The 20,120-nt window shown below is 35.5% G+C and carries 15 protein-coding genes; 6 read left to right on the top strand and 9 right to left on the bottom strand.

All coding sequences use genetic code 11. The features are described from left to right. Positions 1-24 precede the first annotated feature (24 nt). Together F6U93_RS07370 and F6U93_RS07365 are read right to left on the bottom strand one after the other, a co-directional pair. On the bottom strand, positions 25-1,779 hold the full coding sequence (locus F6U93_RS07370) for a porin family protein (protein WP_225312608.1): 1,755 nt from the start codon (positions 1,777-1,779) through the stop codon (positions 25-27). Between the two features lie 4 nt (positions 1,780-1,783). Further along, positions 1,784-4,804, bottom strand: coding sequence for a tetratricopeptide repeat protein (locus F6U93_RS07365; RefSeq protein WP_150938363.1), 3,021 nt, complete (start codon positions 4,802-4,804; stop codon positions 1,784-1,786). Positions 4,805-4,992: 188 nt separating this feature from the next. Between F6U93_RS07365 and F6U93_RS07360 the strand changes: the two genes are divergently transcribed. From F6U93_RS07360 to F6U93_RS07345, 4 genes are read left to right on the top strand one after another with little or no spacing between them, the layout of a single operon-like run. Further along, the gene (locus F6U93_RS07360; protein ID WP_150938361.1) at positions 4,993-5,676 is read left to right on the top strand and encodes a cell division ATP-binding protein FtsE; all 684 of its coding nucleotides are present in this window, start codon (positions 4,993-4,995) and stop codon (positions 5,674-5,676) included. A gap of 3 nt (positions 5,677-5,679) precedes the next feature. After that, a complete protein-coding gene (locus F6U93_RS07355) occupies positions 5,680-6,414 on the top strand; it encodes a methyltransferase domain-containing protein (RefSeq protein ID WP_150938359.1) in 735 nt (244 codons plus the stop codon). Then, entirely contained in the window at positions 6,411-7,301 is an 891-nt protein-coding gene (locus F6U93_RS07350) for a glycosyltransferase family 2 protein (RefSeq protein WP_150938357.1), read from the top strand. Before F6U93_RS07355 ends, F6U93_RS07350 begins: the two co-directional genes overlap by 4 nt. A 1-nt stretch (position 7,302) precedes the next feature. After that, complete coding sequence (locus F6U93_RS07345) at positions 7,303-8,256, top strand: glycosyltransferase family 2 protein (protein WP_191963470.1); 954 nt, start codon at positions 7,303-7,305, stop codon at positions 8,254-8,256. A gap of 12 nt (positions 8,257-8,268) precedes the next feature. Here the strand turns inward: F6U93_RS07345 and F6U93_RS07340 are convergent, their stop codons facing one another. From F6U93_RS07340 to typA, 5 genes are all read right to left on the bottom strand, one after another. After that, positions 8,269-9,354 carry a glycosyltransferase gene (locus F6U93_RS07340; RefSeq protein WP_150938355.1) on the bottom strand — a complete coding sequence of 362 codons (1,086 nt, stop codon included), beginning with the start codon at positions 9,352-9,354 and terminating at the stop codon, positions 8,269-8,271. Between the two features lie 2 nt (positions 9,355-9,356). After that, positions 9,357-10,973: a sulfatase-like hydrolase/transferase gene (locus F6U93_RS07335; protein ID WP_191963469.1), complete on the bottom strand. Its 1,617-nt coding sequence runs from the start codon at positions 10,971-10,973 to the stop codon at positions 9,357-9,359. Beyond that, complete coding sequence (locus F6U93_RS07330) at positions 10,960-12,273, bottom strand: O-antigen translocase (protein ID WP_150938351.1); 1,314 nt, start codon at positions 12,271-12,273, stop codon at positions 10,960-10,962. Before F6U93_RS07330 ends, F6U93_RS07335 begins: the two co-directional genes overlap by 14 nt. 6 nt (positions 12,274-12,279) lie before the next feature. After that, the gene (locus F6U93_RS07325; protein ID WP_150938349.1) at positions 12,280-13,602 is read right to left on the bottom strand and encodes an O-antigen translocase; all 1,323 of its coding nucleotides are present in this window, start codon (positions 13,600-13,602) and stop codon (positions 12,280-12,282) included. A 372-nt stretch (positions 13,603-13,974) separates the two neighbouring features. Further along, positions 13,975-15,774, bottom strand: a complete 1,800-nt coding sequence (gene typA / locus F6U93_RS07315; RefSeq protein ID WP_150938345.1) for a translational GTPase TypA — start codon at positions 15,772-15,774, stop codon at positions 13,975-13,977. A 278-nt stretch (positions 15,775-16,052) separates the two neighbouring features. Between typA and kdsA the strand changes: the two genes are divergently transcribed. Beyond that, positions 16,053-16,871: a 3-deoxy-8-phosphooctulonate synthase gene (kdsA, locus tag F6U93_RS07310; RefSeq protein WP_150938342.1), complete on the top strand. Its 819-nt coding sequence runs from the start codon at positions 16,053-16,055 to the stop codon at positions 16,869-16,871. Between the two features lie 32 nt (positions 16,872-16,903). Continuing rightward, entirely contained in the window at positions 16,904-17,752 is an 849-nt protein-coding gene (locus F6U93_RS07305) for a hypothetical protein (RefSeq protein ID WP_150938340.1), read from the top strand. A 329-nt stretch (positions 17,753-18,081) separates the two neighbouring features. On the opposite strand, the gene F6U93_RS07300 is transcribed toward F6U93_RS07305, so the two are convergent. Both F6U93_RS07300 and F6U93_RS07295 read right to left on the bottom strand, forming a co-directional pair. Beyond that, positions 18,082-18,861 carry an SDR family NAD(P)-dependent oxidoreductase gene (locus tag F6U93_RS07300; protein ID WP_150938338.1) on the bottom strand — a complete coding sequence of 260 codons (780 nt, stop codon included), beginning with the start codon at positions 18,859-18,861 and terminating at the stop codon, positions 18,082-18,084. Positions 18,862-18,881: 20 nt separating this feature from the next. After that, positions 18,882-20,102, bottom strand: a complete 1,221-nt coding sequence (locus F6U93_RS07295; RefSeq protein ID WP_150938336.1) for an NAD(P)-dependent oxidoreductase — start codon at positions 20,100-20,102, stop codon at positions 18,882-18,884. Between the last annotated feature and the right edge of the window lie 18 nt (positions 20,103-20,120).

The raw sequence follows: 20,120 nt of genomic DNA, 5'->3' as shown, positions 1-20,120 counted from the left end.
TATTTACTGTCGTTTATACCCCCTTTAGATTCCAAATTTATAAGTGGCACCGCCAAGAATTTGGAACGGTTGCACTTGATAAGTCTGCCATCTTTGGTATTTATTATTCGTAAGGTTATTCATTTTTATAAAAAGTGATAATTGGTCATTGATATGATACCCACCATGGATATTAATATCAAAATACCCATCAACATCAACGGTTTCTTCGCTTCCTGTAGACTCTAGACTTTTCTCATCCTTGCGCTGTCCCATAAAATAGATATTCGCTCCAGCAAACCAGTGTTCATCAATTTGATAATTACCAAACAAAGACCCGTTAAGTGAAGGCAAATTCCAGGCTTCAGCTTCAGCATCGGTGTTATAGATAAAATATTCTGCTTTCAGCCCCAGTTCTAGGTTACGAACTAAGTCTACATTCAAAGCACCGGAAATCCCAAATGCCGTCACATCATCATAAACCACTCCAAATGAGTTTCCGTATTCATAATCACGACTTCCCGAAATATCTTTAATGGTGTTTGCCTTAAAAAGCGCTTTATTCTTATCAGAAATATAGCGTCCGCTCACATCGTAGCTTACATTACTAGCCAACTTTCCTTTTACCCCCACAAAAGCATTAAAAGCCTGATTGGTTGGTGCTATGGTTAATGTAGGTGAAACAAACGGGTTTTCGTTAGCAAAATCACGATAACTATTTTGCTGCAATTCTCCGGTTACACCACCGTAAGCCATTAGTAAACCATCAACAAATTGATACGAGGCCAATACATTTGGGTAGAAGTAAAACTTACCTTCACCAGCTACTGTGTCATTAAAATAAGTTACTGCAGCCCCTAAATTAAAAGAAAAGTCCCCTTCATTTAACTCAAACGTCGGCGCGATAGTCGCTTGAAAATTACTGTACTCATAAAGTTCATCAACATTATAAGACCTATCAAAATCACCACTTAAATAATCAAATTTAAAAGTGGTAGACACTTCAGAGTAACTAATGGGAATATCAAACTGACCATCTAAAACAATTCTGTTTTCGGTAGAACCATTATTATCGAAAAAACGACGCATCAACACGTTTCCTGATTTGAGGTACGAATCTTCAAAAGTCACATCACCGCCAATAAACCCATCATAAAACGAATGCCCTACATCCAAGTAATAAACTAAAATATCATCACTGGCAATGGGCTCTGGAATACCATACCAATTGTAATACTGGTGCTGAAAACCACCTTCAATACCCCAAGCCAAATCACGTAATTGAGAATTGTAGTTTAGGTTAATCTTAGAGTTTGAAAAACTATTAGGCACCAAAGCGTCTTCAATACCTCCTTTAGAGGAGTGATGACTCAAATACCCGCCTACACTTTCGCTTCTACTTAACATTTTACTCACGTAAGCTTCAGCCAAAACCGTTCGAAAACTTCCGCCACCTAAAGAGGCATAATTATCGTATAGTTTTTCACGTTTTTTTCTTTGAAGTAATTCTGCATTACCCTTTGAAGGTGTAAATGTAGAGGCTACAGGAAACGAGAAGATATTATATTGAATCTCCTTTTTAGTATCGGTCGTTTCATCATCTAGAGCAGGAGACTCCTTAACTTTAAAAGCATCAGAAACTGTAGGAACATAAGGTTTTACCACATCAATAACACCTGTTTCTAAGGTGTCGTTTTCTTTTCGCTGAGAAAAACCAATCGTGATGTTTAATAAGACTAGAACTAAAAATATATTTTGAATGTGCTTTCGCATTGGTATAGATTTACTTTTATGAATCATGGGCTTAATCTTCTGAATGAACTGAGGCATTGGTTTTAGACTCTTCTTCCTTAATTAGTGCTAAATCTTCTGAAGCCTGTATAACGACATCATCAAACTCTGAAAAATTTTGAATGACACTTTCTAAAATATAAGTCGCTTGGAAGGCATCTTCAAGGGCATAGAAGTTCTTTGCCATTAACACCAAGCCTTTCGCACTATAATATTTATACACTGAAAAGTCTTTGGCTAATTTTTGAACCTCAACATTAGAGCCTTCAAAATCACCTGTTGCATTTTTAAAGTAAGCACTGTAATACAAAGCTTCAGCCGCAGTTTCTCCTGTGGCCACCTTTTCAACACGTTGATAAGCTGCTTTCGCTTTGGCTTCATCACCAGTTTTCATGGCTGAACGCGCGATAATAATATGCGCATCTCCTTGAATTTTAGCATCAATATTTGGATTCGCTAGTACTTTTTCCGCGTAAGCGACTGCTTGCTGATAATTCGCCATTTGATAGTTGGCCTTCATTAAATTTGACTGTGCGAAAATGACATTATGCTGAAAGCTAGCTTCGTTTTCTAGTCGTGACAACAGTGGCGTTGCTCCATTCCAACTTTTCTTATCGAGATGGTATTGCGCTAATTTCATTAAAGCTTCTTCAGAAAACTGGCTTTGCGGCGCATCAACAACATATTTATAGTGTGATGATGCGTTATCAGGCAGCCCTTGTTTGGTGTATAATTGTGCCACATAAAAATGAGCATTGAGCGCATTTAAACCTCTTGGAAACTGACTAAGGTACTCGTTAAATTGCTTTATAGCCTTCTCTGTATTATTATCTAAATACTGTTTTTCTGCAGCTTCGTAAGTCGCGTTATCTAAATCTACATCTGTCACTTCAACATAATCGAGTGTTTTCACCCAAGTCGCATATTGGTCAACTTCACCCATATCGATATAAATTAAACGCGCCGTAGAAACGGCTTGAACTGCCTCTGGACTTCCAGGGTAATCGCTGGCTACTGTTTTAAATTTAGTTAATGCTTTAGCATTATCACTAGCGTTATAATACACTAAACCTTGACGCAATAAGGCTTTTGGCACAAATGAGCTCATGCGATACTCTGCGCTTAGGGCATTGTACGCCGTCATGGCTTTATCGATATTATTTTCTTTGACATAAGAATTTCCTAATTCATACATGGCATCGTCACGCAATTTAGACTTCGGATAATCACTGATAAACTGCTCTAAAGCATTTATTTTTTTTGAAGCACTCCCCGCGTAACCCATACTCATAGCACGCTGAAATGCTGGATAATCGGAATTGATTTCGTTAATATTAATAGCTTTATCGTATGCTGAAATGGCCTCATCGTAATTACTTGACACAAAATAAGCATCACCCAAACGCAGATAAGCATCATTCAGCCTTGCCTTATCACCGGTTCCCCCTGAAACAAAACGATTGAAATACTCGGCAGACTGCTCATATTTTTTCAGCTTAAAATAAGTATAAGCCATATTATAATCGAGGTTCTTAATCTCAGGGGCTTCAGCCGACTCCGCTTGTTGCTCAAATTGTTTGAAGCTGATAAGCGCTTCAGAGTAATTGGTTAAATTATAATCAGATTCGGCGTGCCAAAAGGTGGCTCGAGACGTGTATTTTGGATCTCTTGGCTCGCTTAAAGAATTCGTAAACATTTCTTTTGCAGCAGCGTATTGTCCTTCGTCATATAATTCTAATCCTCTATAAAAAGTCACTTTTTGGTAAGCGACTTTACTTTCATAACTATTATTACTTTTTAGTAATTTTAGTGCTTCTTTATAATTTTTAGAGGTAATATAGGAGTCAATTAAAAGTGATTGAATTTCTTCGGTATGTGCCGAATCGGGATATTTATCTAAGTAGCCAGTTAAAACCTGTGGTGCCGATTCGTATGGATTTCCAATTTCATAACTAACTTTAGCGTAGTTTAACCAAGCATCTTCCTGAATCTTTGCATCAAAATTCATGTACGAGGCCGTTCTAAATGCGTTTAAAGCCTCTTGTTTCTTGTCTAAATTAATATAACTTTCACCCAAATGGTAATAAGCGTTTTGTGTCACTGAGTTATTACCTTCTACAATTTTATTAAACTCAGAAACCGCATTTTGGTAATCCTTCTGCATGTAATAAGCATAGCCTAACTGATAGTAATCGGTGTTATTCCACTTCCCCTTTTTGCCTTCATAGGCTTTTAAATACGGAATGGCTTCAGGATATTTTTTAAGATTAAAATAACTTTCACCTATGATTTTTGAAAGTTCAGAAACTTCTTCTGATGTACTAGAATCTAAGTTTCCTTTAGCCAAATCGATGGCTTTCTCAAAATTACCAAGCTTAAAATTTAAGTCTGCCTGGTAATAAGACATCTTTTCTTGGTAACGTTCTTGATTACTCACTTGGTCAAAATATGCTGTAGCTTCATCATAATCATCGCCTTGGTAGGCCATATAACCTATATAATACTTCGCTTGTGAGCCATATTCCTGAGAGCTTTCTACTTTGCTTAAATATTTTTTAGCATCAGGATATTGTTTGGTTAAAAAGGCTGTATAGCCCCTATTAAAGTTATACTTTTCTTGTTCTGCATAACTCAAAGCCCCAACATCGACCTTATTGTACCATTTTCTGGCATAGGCATACTTGGCTTGATCGTAGTAATAATTAGCCACATCAAGATAAGCGGTGTTTCGTTTAGTACTCGTTGGATAGTCTTCTACAAAGTCTTCAACCATTTGCTCGGCATTTTGCTGATTGAGTCGAATGGCACAATTTGCCGCATAATACGCGCAATCGCCTGCAACACTATGTTCATTGGTGGTTTTCTTGACTTCTTGAAATAAGTTTTGTGCCGCCCCGTATACCTGATTATCATATAAAGCAAGTGCTTTTTGATAATCAGCCAGCGGATTTGTGTAAATGGCAGACTCCTGGGCTATGATTTGTAAACTAAAAGTTAGCGCCACTAAAAGTGACAGTATATTTTTTTTAGTCATTAATAGTTTGGTTTTAATTGAAACTCAAAGATATTTAATACAAGAAACATAACGCAAAAATCTACGTATAATTATAAACCAAGTTATTAAATGATATTTCTTGATCGAAATAAACAAAAGTTTTAAACGTTTTAAGGTTTCACTTATAAGTAATACATTTACAACACTAAAAATTATTTCCTTATTTCATGTCTAACCCTATCTTAGAATTAAAAAACGCTTCGATATATCAAGGTGAAAACCTGATTCTTTCTGATGTTAATGTAGAAGTTAATAAAGGTGATTTTGTTTACCTTATTGGTAAAACAGGAACAGGAAAAAGTAGTTTTATGAAAACACTTTACGGTGATTTACCCCTTACAAAGGGTGAAGGTCATATTGTAGAGTTTGATTTAAAAACACTTAAAGAAAGAGACATTCCGTTTTTAAGACGAAAACTCGGCGTGGTTTTTCAAGATTTTAAGCTACTTACCGATAGAACCATAAACGACAACCTCATATTTGTTTTAAAAGCCACAGGATGGAAAGACAAAAAAGAAATGAATGCTCGTGTAGAAGAGGTTTTAACTAAGGTTGACATGAAAACTAAAGGTTTTAAATATCCTTATGAACTTTCGGGAGGTGAACAGCAGCGTGTAGCGATTGCTAGAGCACTACTTAACAACCCAGAACTTATTCTTGCCGATGAGCCTACAGGTAATTTAGACCCGCAAACCAGTATTGAGGTCATGGAAGTACTTCAAGATATTAGCAAAAACGGCAACACCATTTTAATGGCTACTCACGATTATGCTTTATTACTAAAATACCCTAGTAAAACCTTAAAATGTGAGGATAGTGCTATTTTTGAAGTGGTGCAAAGACGCGGATAACATATGTACAACACGCTTAAAAAGAACATAAAAACACTAATACCTAAACGTTTTTTACACAAAAACGAACTTTTTATTCGTAAATTTTATGCTGCTTTTTACAAAGGAAATAAACACGAATGTCCTGTTTGTAGTCATCAAATCAAGCAATTTATTACTTTAGAAAACAACGATTTACTTTGTCCGTTTTGCGGAAGCATTTCTAGAAACAGACGCCTTTGGATACTTTTACAAGAGCATTTAACGGGTAAAATGCTGCATTTTTCACCTTCAAGAAGCTTGTTTCGTAATTTAAAAAACACAGATACCCTAGACTATTATAGCTCAGATTTTGAAAATGAATTTATTGCCGATTATAAATTTGATATTACAAATATTAATCAGGAATCTGAAAAATTTGACACCATCATTTGTTATCATATCTTAGAACATATTGTTTATGACTCCAAGGCTATGAGCGAACTCTATCGTGTTTTAAAAAAGACAGGAACTGTTTTTATTCAAACACCTTTTAAAGATGGTGATATTTATGAGGATGATAATATCACCTCACCTCAAGACAGAGAAAAATACTTCGGTCAGCATGACCACGTAAGAATTTATTCTGCGGAAGGGTTAAAAAAACGATTGAAAGCTGCTGGTTTTAAAGTCGCTATAAAATCATTTAATAATCCGGAAGCCGATTTTTATAACGGATTCAAATCACCTGAAACGGTTTTAGTCGCTTCTAAATTATGATTTCAATTTTAATTCCAGTTTATAACTACAATATCTCAAAGCTTGCAACAACCCTTCACAAAGAAGCAATCAGCCTCGATATTGATTTTGAAATCATTTGTTTTGATGATCATTCTGAAAGATTTACTACAGAAAACAAAACAACTCTTGAAAGTCTTAAGCACAGTAAGTACATTTACGCCAACTCCAATGTTGGCCGTACTGCTGCCCGACAACAATTATCGGATAACGCAACCTTTGACTGGCTCCTGTTTTTAGATGCTGATGTCATTCCTAAATCAAGCGCGTTTATAAAAAATTACCTGGACGAAATCCCCAATAACTACGATGCGGTATTTGGTGGTTTTGCATATGAAGACCAAAAGCCAGAGGGTGACTCGGTTTTACGATGGACTTACGGCAAAAACTTTGAACAAGTTGATGCAAAAAAGCGGAATTTAAATCCGTATCAAGTGATTATTTCGGCCAATTTTATGATTAAAAAGTCCATTTTTAATCAGGTTTATAAGCAAATAGACATCAAAACTTATGGCACCGATAATTATATTGCTTCGTTATTAAAAGAAGAAAACGCAAAGGTTTACCATATAAACAACGAAGTTTTTCACTTGGGATTAGAAAGTAACACCATTTATTTTAATAAAATAAAAGCTAGTGTTTTGGCCCTAATTTGGTTGCAAAAGCAACACAAAATGGACAACCACGAGAATAAATTATTATCTACTTTTGTATCTTTAAAAAAATTTAAACTGAATTACCTACTCAGTTTATGCTTTAAATTATTTGGTACTTCCATGGAAAAAAATATGCTTAGCGATAGACCAAACATGATGCTGTTGCAGCTTTATAAACTAACATTTATCTGCTACAAAGACTTAAATGGTTAATATGAGTGATGCGCCTTTTTTTTCTATAATTATTCCGCTTTATAACAAAGCGCATCATATTAAAAGCACCATTGAAAGCGCTTTAGATCAAACCTTTGAAGATTTTGAAATTATTGTTGTAAATGATGGGTCTACAGATGGCAGCGAAAGTCAAGTGCAAGCCATTTCTGATGAACGCATTACACTTCACACTAAACAAAATCAAGGTGTCGCTTTTGCGAGAAATTTTGGTGTAGAAAAAGCGCGTGCCGAGCGTATTGTTTTTTTAGATGCCGATGATTCTTGGTACCCCACACATTTGGAAGATTTAAAAGCTTTGTTTTTAGAATATCCTGATTGCGGACTCTATTGCAAAGCCTATTATAAAAAAGAAGGTAAATCCCTAAACCCTTCGAAATATAACAACCTACCCACAGCCCCTAACTGGAAAGGCATCGTGAAAGATTATTTTGATGCCAGTATTGTTAACTGTGTCGCTTGGACTTCGGCGGTAGCCATGCCTAAAGCTGTTTTTAATAACCTTAATGGTTTTGACACTAAAATCACCATGGGAGCTGGTGAAGACATTGATTTATGGATGCGTGCCGCGCTAAAATATCCGGTAGCGTTTCACAATACACCAACTGCGATTCATCATCTAGATGCCACAAACAGAATCTCGCACTCCAATACGAACCTGAGACGTTTTATAAATTTAGACCAGTATGATGCTTATGCAAAAACCAACAAGTCCTTAAAAAAATACCTGGATTACAACCGGTTTGCCTTTGCCATACAATACAAATTGGCAAAAAACTTTGAACAATTTGAGGCTTACAGGGATAAAATTGACATGAGCAATTTAAACAACAAGCAAATATTTTTACTCAATAGCAATCGGCTGACTTTAGTTCTATTTTCACGATTGAAACATACATTAAACCTATTAAACATCAGATTGAGTGCTTTTAACTAAAGGCTATACGATCTAGACTTTCTCAAAAACCATTTGCCATTTTTTCGATATCGCATCTTTGCTAAACTTAGCCACACTATCTAAGGCATTTGCTTTAACTTGCTGGTACCACTCTTGGTCATTCACCATCTTTTTTATGGCATCAGCTAAAACCGTATCGTCATAAGAATCCAACAACAAACCATTCTCATTATGATTAATAATTTCTGAAGGCCCAGTTTCACAATTAGTAGCTATTACTGGTGTTCCTGTGGCTAACGACTCAATCAAAACCAGAGCAAAACCTTCGTACAAACTTGTTAACACTGTACAGATAGCCTGTTTCATATATACAAAAGGATTATTGGTAAAAGGTTTAAACACCACATGTTCAGTTATATTTAAATCGGTCACCATTTGTTCGTACAACGGCTTTTCTAAACCATCACCTAAGATTATCAACTTAACCCCTGAATTGTACACTTGAGATTTTGCATAACCTTTTATCAATAAGCTTATATTTTTACAGTGCTCGTCTAACCTGCCACAATACAAGATATAAGGGTAGTCTATGTCAAACTCACTTTGTGTAGCCCTATGCACGGCTTCCAAATCAACAGCATTTTCAACACAAATAATACCTCGTTTTTTATACAGGGATTTGATGGACTCACATAAGCGAGGATTAACCGCAACAACCTGATAGGCGTCCTGAAGTAACCACTCATTGATGACAGGACTATTTTTGAAATCATTGATGTAAGCCGAACTATGAATCACATAGACAACTTTAAAACCTCTATAAACATATTTGCAAACCGACACCTCATTAAACAAGCCATTGGTTCGCATTCTGTTATCCACTATAAAATCAAATTGATGTGTATTTAAATACTTCCGAAGCATGATACTCCGTTTCACTTTATTTAAAACAGAATTCCGTTTATCCTTAAAAGCTCCAAGATTAAAAAGCGCACCAGCATAGTCGTAATTAATAATATCAGTAATGGTGACAACATGCACCTCATAGCCCAAATTAGAGAACATGACAGACTGTATTGCTGCAGAGCGCTCGGCCCCACCCAAACCTAATGATGGCGTCACAATACAAATCTTCATCTTCAATTAAATTGGGTTTTCTGTTCTTTTAATAATAACGAATCATAATCTTTATTATTTAAGATGATGCGTTTTTGCTTAACAAAGTTAGAATTAAAAATACTTTTTTTAGGATTTACAAATGTAGATTCTACATCACATAAATCAGCTATACTATGAAATAATCCTTCTGTTATGTATGGTCTTTTAGGATTAAATTCAAACCGCGATTCATGAGTAGATTTAAAGTCCTTAGACTGCCATAAAATGAAAGGGATTTGAAACATGGGCAACGAACCTACATCATCGGTATGCCCAACAAACTCCATGCTGTCATACACTTCTTCTCCGTGGTCTGAAAAATAAAGTAAGGCACTATGCTTCTCATTCTTTTTAAGCGTTTCAACAAATGAACTCACTACAAAATCATTGTATAAAACAGCATTATCATAAGTATTAATCACCTGATTGGCCTTGTCACTTTGAAACTTAGTACCAGTAGCACCACGGAACACCTCAAAACTTTCAGGGTATCGATATTTATAATCGAAATGCGTGCCTTGCAGATGAATAAATACGACCTTCTTTTTGGCTTTATCTGCTAAAGCTTTTTCCAGATGGACATTCAGATTTTCATCGTAAACTTTATTATTCATAAACCGCGCTGCCGTTAAAAACACCGTTTTATCACTAGCATTAGCCACTTTAGACACAAAACTTTCATGCAAGCCAATTGGATTTTGATTAGACAACCAAAAGGTTTTATAGTCTGCCCTATTTAACAACTGCACAATGGTTCCATTTGCATCATCTACATTTAAAGTCAGCGCCTTTTTAAGAGTTTCAACGGTAAGTGCATGCGGACTAATAACATTGTCATACACCACTAGCTCAGGTTTTAAAATATTCAGTAAGGGGGTTGTATTTCGTTCATATCCGTAGAGACCAAGGTGACGTCTGCTTGTTGATTCACCAATAACAACCACAATAGTTTCTTTAGAATCATTAGCTACCTGAGATGGTATCGTTTCAAAAGGTCCGAATTTCGTTTTATAAGCATCTAAATCACTATAATAGGAATCCTTATTCAAATCATAAAAAGATTTCCCAACAATAAACGGCAGGTTTTCTCTCCGGGTGTAACTCACAAGTACAAGAGAACTCAACAATACAGCAAAAGCTATGAGTATTTTTGATTTACCAGCATTTAAAAAACTAATGGTGGCGGTCTTTTTTAGTGTTTTGAGAAACACGAGCGAAATCACAACAAGCACAAATAATAACAAGTAGACCCTATAATCTAAATAAAAAGATAAAAACTCTTTGGCTTCGGTATAATTAGTTTGTGAAAAGATAAACACAGAAGACGCATTGAACTTGGCATTAAAAATCAAGTAATACCCTGTTTCAAAAAATACCGTAAAAACAAGTATTAAATACATGAGTTTTAAACAGGCCTTTTGAAACTTATGCCCGTTGAGCAGTTGAACCGGTAACAACAGAATAAATCCGAATAAAATATTTTCTAAAACATTATAAACACGTTCTATATAGATACTACTAAACAACAACTCAAAAACAAAAGCTACGAGTATAGGCAAAAAGTAAGTGCCATATAATTTAATATTATTCTTTTTCATCTGCTTCATGAATCGTAGAAACTTGGGGTGTAAAAAGTGTTTTCCTAAACACAAATAATAATACAAACAGGTAGATAAAACAGGATAATGCATGGGCTTTCACGACACCTACAAGACCAAAGTTATCTATAAAATAAATGCTTAAAAAATAAATTAAAAGCATATAAATAGCTTCACAAACCATATATAAACCCACCATTCTTTTTGCTAAAAATTGATAAGAAATGGTAAGAAACATAATTCTGAAAAAATCACCAATTAATTGCCATAAAAAGAGCTCTTGCATTGGCAAGAAGGCATCAGTAAGTACTAGCTTTATAATAAACACTTTTAAAAGATAAATCACTAAAAAACAAATAAGTACTATAGGCAAAACCATTTTATAAAAGTGCGAAACAACATTTTTGAGCAGTGCATTTTTTTCTGAAAGTGATGGCAGCAAATACATTTGAAACAAGGTATACACAAAGAGCATAAAGTAATTTGAGATCTTACGCATGCCCTCCCAGTATCCAGCTTCGTCAACTCCCACATGGTTAATCACATAGTTTCTTATTACTACAAAAATAAAGGGCATCATGATTCCTGAAAACAGGGTCATTGAAAAAAAAGATAAAATTTTTAAAAAAAAGGCTTTAGAAACTGATGAAATCGAAATACTTTGACAAAGTTTCAAAAACAAATTGAACCTTAAAAACAAGGATAAAAACAACACTAAAGGCGTCAGCACTATAGCTAATAAAGCGCCCTTTAGCTGATTGATGCTCATCAAATAAACAATCATTCCCGCTGAAGAGATATAAGATACAATATTAATAAGCACCAAATCCTTCACCTTTTTTAAGCCATTAAGTAGTGCTACGAAAAACACTTGTACCGTTAGGAAGGGCATAATAAATGCCGAAATTTTAAAGAGGTAGATATATTGGTCTGAATTAAAAACGAACGCACTTAGAGGTTTCGCAAAAACAAACAAAGCAATTCCCAGTAAAAAACCAATTGAAAGTGCGACAATAAAACCGGAAGAAACGATGGTCTTGAAACGACTCTCATCCTGCTTGTATTCAGCTACGAATTTAATCATGCCGTTCTTAAAACCAAGAGACGATAAGTTTTCAAGCGACTGAGAAAAGTTAACTAAATTCCCCGTAATAGCCATACCGGAAGGCCCGATAAAGATTGCAGTAAACTTCGAACTGATGAAACCTGTAACTAAACGTACAAAAACACTTAAAGAATTTACAGATGCGACTTGAATAAGTTCATTAGATTTAAGCTTACTAAGTAATCCTTTAAACATTAAAATTTAAGACTTTAGTTTTGTTTCTTCGGCTTTCCCTCCATCAAGACCAAAAAGGGAGCCTCCAAAGATGAGCAAAATTATACTAAAATACATCACATAACTCACAAAATGTGCAATGACTGCCCCTTCTATGTTATCATATAAGTTGATAAAGTATATACTCGTACTATAAAGTGTAATGATTAAAAATGCTTCAGTAAGCACATAATGCCAGAACATTTTTTTAGCTAAAAACTGATAGGCGATAACCAAGGCCAAGACTTTTACAAAATCACCTAGCAATTGCCATAAGAATAAGTTTTCTACAGGCTGAAACTCGGGAGTTAAAACGATGAGCACAATATATTTCCGAAGAAAATAAACAAGAATCAACCCAATACTTAAAAAAGGAACAATTGTTTTATAAAATCCAAAAACAACGCTTCTAAACTCTTTATTATCCTTTATTTCTGAAAACCTAGGCAAGAGATACAAGCCTATTAATGAGCTCACAAACATCAAGTAATACTTAGAAATACGAGTCATGGCTTCCCAAAAACCAGCATCTTTATAACCAATGTTTTCAATAATATGTGTGCGTATAGCAATAGCAACAAAAGGCAACAAAACCGATGTAAATAAAGCCATAAGGGCATACACTCTCATTTTTTTCAACATATCAAAACTAAACATGCTTGCTTTAATAAGAGGAACTAAACTGCGGCGGTTTATAATTCCGACTAAGGTGATTAAAAATATGAGTGACTCTGAAATTACAGCAGCAATTAATGCCCCGTCAATCTTGTTTTGATAAATAAGAATGAGCGTTACTGAAACGCTTAAAAGCTGACCAATAATATTGATAACAATTAAGATTTTATACTTAGAAAACCCGTTTATTATCGAAAATGAAAACATGTTTAAGATGTAAAAAGGAAGTGCCACAGCAAAAATCCGAATCACATAAGCATAGTCATTATAATTTGGAAAAATAAGATCATTAATCCAGTTGGCATTCAGGTAGCAAAACAAACAAACCAGCACAGTGGTTATAAAGCCGGTGTAAAAAGTGGTGGAGATTACTCGGCTGAGTTCGGAGGTCGTGTCTTTGAACTGCCCAATATATTTCACAATGCCTTTATAGAGCCCTGCAGAAGCAGTCGTTTGAGAGGCCGTTACAAAGTTTCTTAAATTTCCAATTAAAGCTAAACCTTCGGCTCCTATAAATACCGCAATAGCTTTAGAAGTTAATAAACCTGCTACGATTCTAGTGAGTACGGCAAATATTTGTAATGAAGCAATTTTTTCTAAAACCTTGCTATTTATATAGTCTATTAATTCCCTCAATTAATATATGGTTTGGTTGTTTATTGATGACAAATCTACTTTCATCAAAGCATGTGTAACCAAATATACAAAATCATTTAAACTGACATGATTTCTTAGAGAAGCGCACACATTAAACCGTTTAAAGGTAATTGTGCTAATTTTTTTTAAGGAAGAGGTAGTAGAAGTTAATACACATTATCGCTGAATTAGTAATGATAATGGGTAAGGAAGACGGCGTTAAGGCTATGCCATAAAACACGAATAGTAAACATCCAACGGAGTTTACTATTCGTAATTTAACAACAGATTTCATTAAAAAGGAAACTAAAAGGACAGCACTAGCTAAATAACCTAGCCACTCTACCCAAGAGATTCCTAAAAATGTCATCTTTATATACTTTTATTTCTTTTACGATCTACTTCAGTTAAATAGATTTTACGAAGACGTAAGAAGTTTGGTGTTACCTCTACGTATTCATCTTTCTGAATGTATTCTAAAGCTTCTTCTAATGAAAATTTAATTGCCGGAACAATTTTAGCTTTATCATCAGCTCCAGAAGAACGTACGTTACTTAATTTTTTAGTTTTTGTTACGTTAACCGTCATATCATCACCACGAGAATTTTCTCCAATAACTTGACCTTCGTAAATATCTTCACCTGGATCAACGAAAAACTTACCACGATCTTGTAATTTATCAATAGAATAAGGAATCGCTTGTCCTTTTTCCATAGATACTAATGATCCGTTTTGACGTTCAGGAATACCTCCTTTTAATGGTTGGTATTCTTTAAAACGGTGTGCCATAATCGCTTCACCAGCAGTAGCCGTTAATAATTGGTTTCTTAATCCAATAATCCCTCTTGAAGGAATGATGAATTCACAAACCATACGGTCACCTTTAGCTTCCATACTTAACATTTCACCTTTACGCATAGTCACCATTTCAACCGCTTTTCCAGAAACTGTTTCAGGCAAATCAATTGTCATTTCCTCAACCGGCTCACATTTTACACCATCAATTTCTTTGATGATTACCTGTGGTTGCCCGATTTGAAGCTCGTAACCTTCACGACGCATCGTTTCAATTAAAACAGATAAATGCAGTACCCCACGACCAAAAACCATGAATTTATCAGCACTATCGGTTTCATTAACACGTAAAGCTAAGTTTTTCTCAAGCTCTTTAGTTAAACGGTCTTTAATATGACGTGATGTTACAAATTTACCATCTTTACCAAAGAAAGGCGAATCGTTAATAGTAAACAACATACTCATTGTTGGCTCATCAATGGCGATGGTTTTTAAACCTTCAGGATTTTCAAAATCTGCAACGGTATCACCAATTTCAAAACCTTCTAATCCAACAATAGCACAAATATCTCCAGTTTGAACTTCGTCAACTTTAATACGGCCTAAACCTTCAAAAACGTGAAGTTCTTTAATTTTACTTTTTACAATACTTCCGTCGCGTTTCACTAAAGAAATATTTTGACCTACTTTTAATTCACCACGTGTTAAACGTCCGATAGCTATTCTTCCTGTAAAAGAAGAGAAATCTAAAGAGGTGATTAACATTTGGGTATTCCCTTCAGGAATTTTTGGAGCAGGAATATGATCGATAACCATATCTAATAACGGCTCGATGTTTTCAGTTTGCTTTTGCCAATCTTCACTCATCCAGTTGTTCTTAGCCGAACCGTAAACGGTAGGGAAATCTAACTGCCATTCTTCAGCACCTAATTCAAACATTAAATCGAAAACTTTTTCATGTACCTCATCTGGCGTACAGTTTTCTTTATCAACTTTGTTTACAACCACACATGGTTTTAAACCTAAGTCAATCGCTTTTTGAAGTACAAAACGCGTTTGTGGCATTGGTCCTTCAAAGGCATCAACCAATAATAATACACCATCGGCCATGTTTAAAACACGTTCCACTTCACCTCCAAAATCGGCGTGACCTGGTGTGTCAATGATATTAATTTTTGTGTCCTTATAAATAACAGAAACGTTTTTAGAAGTAATTGTAATCCCTCTTTCACGCTCTAAATCGTTGTTATCCAGGATTAAATCACCTGTGTTTTCGTTTTCACGAAATAATTGACAATGGTACATGATTTTGTCAACTAACGTAGTTTTTCCATGATCTACGTGTGCAATAATTGCAATGTTTTTAATATTAGCCATAAATAGTGCCTTATTTTGAGCGGCAAAGGTACTCTTTTTTCATCGAAAATTGATTTTTTGTTTTTTATTTTAAAAAGGCCTTTTCATCTGATGATCATTTGTTTAAATGACAGAATATAATAAAAGGGTTTCAAGTTGATGTTTTGTACAAGTTAAATCTTCTTTTTAAGAGCAAAACCTTAATTTTTGAAGCGTATTCAAGAGTTCAATCCAGAGTCAATAAAATAGTCGAAATAAATATATTTAATACGTAACTTTGCAGCCTAAAATTTAAGACTATGAATCTTAAGGATGTTCCAAAAATAAAACATACCGACGCTAACAATTTCTTTTTACTATGTGGCCCATGTGCTATAGAAAGTGAAGAAATGGCATTACGTATTGCTGAAAAAGTAGTAGAAATCACTAACAAATTAGAAATCCCTTATATTTTTAAAGGGAGTTTTAAAAAAGCAAACCGCAGTCGTATTGATAGTTTTACCGGTATTGGCGATGAAAAAGCCTTAAAAATCCTTAAGAAAGTATCTGACACCTTTGATATTCCAACGGTGACCGATATTCATGAAATTTCTGATGCCGCTTTAGCAGCACAATATGTTGATGTGTTGCAAATTCCTGCCTTTCTAGTGCGCCAAACCGATTTAGTCGTAGCTGCAGCCGAAACAGGAAAAGTAGTCAACTTGAAAAAAGGCCAATTTATGAGTCCGGAAGCCATGAAACACGCCGTTCAAAAGGTGAAAGATTCTGGAAGCGACAAAGCATGGATTACTGATCGTGGTACCATGTTTGGCTACCAAGATATGATTGTAGATTTTAGAGGCATCCCAACCATGCGCGAATACGCACCTACGGTTTTAGATGTCACCCATTCACTTCAACAACCTAATCAATCGGCTGGCGTTACCGGTGGTAGACCAGATATGATTGAAACCATTGCTAGAGCTGGTATTGTAAACCACGTGGACGGCTTATTTATAGAAACACATTTCGACCCTGCAAATGCAAAAAGTGATGGCGCTAACATGCTTCATTTAGATAATTTGGAGCAACTTTTAACGCATTTAGTAGCCATTAGAAAAACGGTAAACGCTTTCTAATTTACCGTTGACATACCCTGTGCCCCATTAACATGACCCTAAAACCTGTTCTAGGCTTAGCCCTATTATTCTGTTCTCTCAACCTAATAAGTCAAGAAACAGCTGCAAAATATACCGCCACTAACAAAGGAAAATTCTTTTTTAGCTGGGGCGGAAACCGTGAATCCTATTCAAAATCAGACATCCATTTTAAAGGCAACGATTACGATTTCACCATAAAAGATGCTACCGCACATGATAAACCCAAAGGTTGGCATATTGATTACGTAAACCCTTCACGGATGACCATACCACAAACCAATGCTAAATTCGGTTATTTCGTTTCAAACAATTACACAGTTTCTATTGGTTTAGACCATATGAAGTATGTCATGGATAACAATCAGACCAAAAACATTGATGGTTATATAGATTTACCAGACTCTGACATAGGTTCCGTTTTTAACGGCACATACAACAACGACGCCGTTTTTATCTCGAAAAACTTTTTACAGTTTGAACATACTGACGGCCTCAACTATATCTACGCTGAATTTGCGCGCTACGACGATATTTCAAAGTTCTTAGGATTACCAAATACCGATAAATTTCAAATTAACCTTACCGAAGGCTTAGCTGGAGGTATCCTGCTACCAAAAACCAATTCGACCTTATTAAAAAAAGATCGCTATGATGATTTTCACTTATCAGGTTTTGGAGTTTCAGCTCACGCCGGCATTAACTTCACTTTTTATAAACACTTTTTTATGCAGCTCGACATGAAAGGCGGCTACATTAATATGAGTGATATTCGAACGACACAGCATCCTACCGACAGGGCTTCTCAACACTTCTTTTACTTACAACGCGTTGTGGCTTTTGGTGGTCTTTTTAGGATTTGATTTTTTGGGCACATTTTTAAGGTTTAAACTTTAAAGAAAACAGCCATAAGCTGTTAGTAAATGCACAACACCTTAAAAACCGCGCTTTCCGCTATATCTTTTTTGTGCTAAACCTGTTTCTATAGTTCAGCTTTATTTATTAATTAAGTTTCAATTCAACTTAACATTTGGCACAAAAAAGGATGCCGCTGCAATCCCTTGTGCAACTGCATGAATAAAAACAAACACTTCTTAACACTGCACTATAACCGTAAAAAAAATCTTTATTGAGGACATTCCTCGGTAACCCATGAAGGGCTGGACACCCCTGTAATCCCCTCAAGGGAATATTAATCTTCGCGGTTTTTTTGCTGAATGGTTCTCACAATATGAGACGCTGTTCTTCTTGGTAGAAATCTCGGTAAAATGGCTAAAAACTTATTAAAAGCCCCCGGAATAGCATAAGATTTTCCTTGAAGCATGGCTTTATAACCATAGGCAGCCACTTCACTGGCCGTACCCATATTGAATTTAATTTTATTCTCCTTTGTATTTTCTGAAACGGTTTTCTGAAAAGAGGTTTGCGTTGGCCCTGGACATACCGCTGTTACCGTAACACCAGTTCCTTTTAATTCGTTGGCAATGGCTTCAGAGAAAGATAGCATATAGCCTTTGGAAGCATAATAAATAGACATTAATGGTCCTGGCTGGAATGCTGCTAAAGAAGACATATTCAAAATTTTACCCGAACCACGTTCTACCATACCTTTTAAGACCAGTTTGGTTAGGTGTGTAGCGGTTAAAATATGCACGTGTAACATAGCCGATTCGCGCTCCCAATCTGTATCTACAAACGTACCAAACAAACCAAACCCTGCATTATTTATAAGCACATCAATAGGGGCATTATCAATTTCATTCATGATATCTACAGCCACATTGGGCACACCTAAATCTTTTACTAAAGTCACAATTTCAACATCAAAATCTTTAAGCAGGTCTGTTTTCGCTTGCGCTAAAGTATCAGGATTTACATCTACTAATATGAGTTTATAATGGTCTTTGGCTAATAAAATAGCCAATTCATATCCTAATCCGGAAGCGGCTCCGGTGACTAAAGCTGTTTTCATTTTAAATGTCTTAGTTACGCCTAAAATCGTTTTTGGTGGTCTACAAAGTCTTGTAGATGTTTAAAGTTTGGTGTGAGTTTACCATTTTCGGTAATTTTTGCCCGTTGCAAAATACCATCTTTATCGTTATTAAAAAAGGCCGGTAAGATTTCTTGCAAAAAAACTTCACCAAAACCAAGACTCGCATCTTTTGGCAGTTCGCAGGGTAGGTTACTAACTGCCATCACTGCTATAGCATTTTTATTCTTGAAATTGGTTTCTTTACCTGTTTCTGGGTCATAACCGTAAATTGGCGCTTCAATATTAGAGCTTCTAAGGGTTGTAGCTATAGGACCGTTAACATCACAGCTGATATCAGCAATGACCTTAATATTAAATGCTGATGATTGTACATCTTCCTTAGTGTAAAAATACGGCGCCCCTTGACTATAAAAATGACCCGTAAACAATACATCTGTTACCCGAGCAAACTTCATGAAATCAGATTCATAATCTTGCGGATTTTCATAAAAATGTACCTTATTAAACACAGTGCCGGCTTTATGTTTGTAGTAGTCCACGACGTGAATTTTACAATATACGGGCTCGTGAAAAGTTTTATTTAAAAAAGCATCAACAGAAACTGATTTTATAGGCATGGCGTCTAACATGTCCTGCACACTATTTGCCACGCGCCCATTTCCTGTAACTAATAGTTTTAAATTTGGAAGTTTTAGTTTTTTTAAATGATTCAATAAATCTCGTTTACCACTTAACTCACCTGCTCTAGGCAGTTGCCAAGTATTATATTTTAAGCCCCAGGTTCTAAATCCGTTATAAGCACCAACAATGCCGGCGTATTTACCAAAACCAAGTAAACGCTTTCCTTGACTGTTCACCATGGTTTCAAAGTCGATAAGCGTGATGTTTTTATCTAAAACTGCTTTTAAAAGTGAACGGTTATGTGCTTGCTTTTTTATGGTATGAGAAAAGAACAAGTAGGTTTTATTCGGAATAAGAGCTTCCTCCGGAACTTCTTTAACACCAATCATCACATCACAATCGGCGATATTATGGATAACCTCAAAACCTGCTTCTTGGTAAGCTTTATCTGAAAACACACGAATATTGGAAGCTTCTATCTTAAAAACAGTCTGAGGAAAGCGTTGCTTAGCAGCCAATAATTGTTCAGGCGAAAGCACCACGCGACGGTCGGGTGGGGTTTTCCGTTCTTTGATAATGGCGATTTTTAACTGATTCATAAAAATCTTGTTTAAAAA

The organism is Pseudotamlana haliotis (genome assembly GCF_008806375.1).
Lineage (GTDB): Bacteria > Bacteroidota > Bacteroidia > Flavobacteriales > Flavobacteriaceae > Pseudotamlana > Pseudotamlana haliotis.
Note: the sequence above shows the minus strand (reverse complement) of the source record. Positions and strands in the feature narration are given on the sequence as shown.

What these genes read in the sequence shown, in the direction of transcription:
- F6U93_RS07370 (WP_225312608.1), bottom strand. Translation starts at nt 1,779, where the DNA reads ATGATTCATAAAAGTAAATCTATACCAATGCGAAAGCACATTCAAAAT.
- F6U93_RS07365 (WP_150938363.1), bottom strand. Translation starts at nt 4,804, where the DNA reads ATGACTAAAAAAAATATACTGTCACTTTTAGTGGCGCTAACTTTTAGT.
- F6U93_RS07360 (WP_150938361.1), top strand. Translation starts at nt 4,993, where the DNA reads ATGTCTAACCCTATCTTAGAATTAAAAAACGCTTCGATATATCAAGGT.
- F6U93_RS07355 (WP_150938359.1), top strand. Translation starts at nt 5,680, where the DNA reads ATGTACAACACGCTTAAAAAGAACATAAAAACACTAATACCTAAACGT.
- F6U93_RS07350 (WP_150938357.1), top strand. Translation starts at nt 6,411, where the DNA reads ATGATTTCAATTTTAATTCCAGTTTATAACTACAATATCTCAAAGCTT.
- F6U93_RS07345 (WP_191963470.1), top strand. Translation starts at nt 7,303, where the DNA reads ATGAGTGATGCGCCTTTTTTTTCTATAATTATTCCGCTTTATAACAAA.
- F6U93_RS07340 (WP_150938355.1), bottom strand. Translation starts at nt 9,354, where the DNA reads ATGAAGATTTGTATTGTGACGCCATCATTAGGTTTGGGTGGGGCCGAG.
- F6U93_RS07335 (WP_191963469.1), bottom strand. Translation starts at nt 10,973, where the DNA reads ATGAAAAAGAATAATATTAAATTATATGGCACTTACTTTTTGCCTATA.
- F6U93_RS07330 (WP_150938351.1), bottom strand. Translation starts at nt 12,273, where the DNA reads ATGTTTAAAGGATTACTTAGTAAGCTTAAATCTAATGAACTTATTCAA.
- typA (WP_150938345.1), bottom strand. Translation starts at nt 15,774, where the DNA reads ATGGCTAATATTAAAAACATTGCAATTATTGCACACGTAGATCATGGA.
- kdsA (WP_150938342.1), top strand. Translation starts at nt 16,053, where the DNA reads ATGAATCTTAAGGATGTTCCAAAAATAAAACATACCGACGCTAACAAT.
- F6U93_RS07305 (WP_150938340.1), top strand. Translation starts at nt 16,904, where the DNA reads ATGACCCTAAAACCTGTTCTAGGCTTAGCCCTATTATTCTGTTCTCTC.
- F6U93_RS07300 (WP_150938338.1), bottom strand. Translation starts at nt 18,861, where the DNA reads ATGAAAACAGCTTTAGTCACCGGAGCCGCTTCCGGATTAGGATATGAA.
- F6U93_RS07295 (WP_150938336.1), bottom strand. Translation starts at nt 20,102, where the DNA reads ATGAATCAGTTAAAAATCGCCATTATCAAAGAACGGAAAACCCCACCC.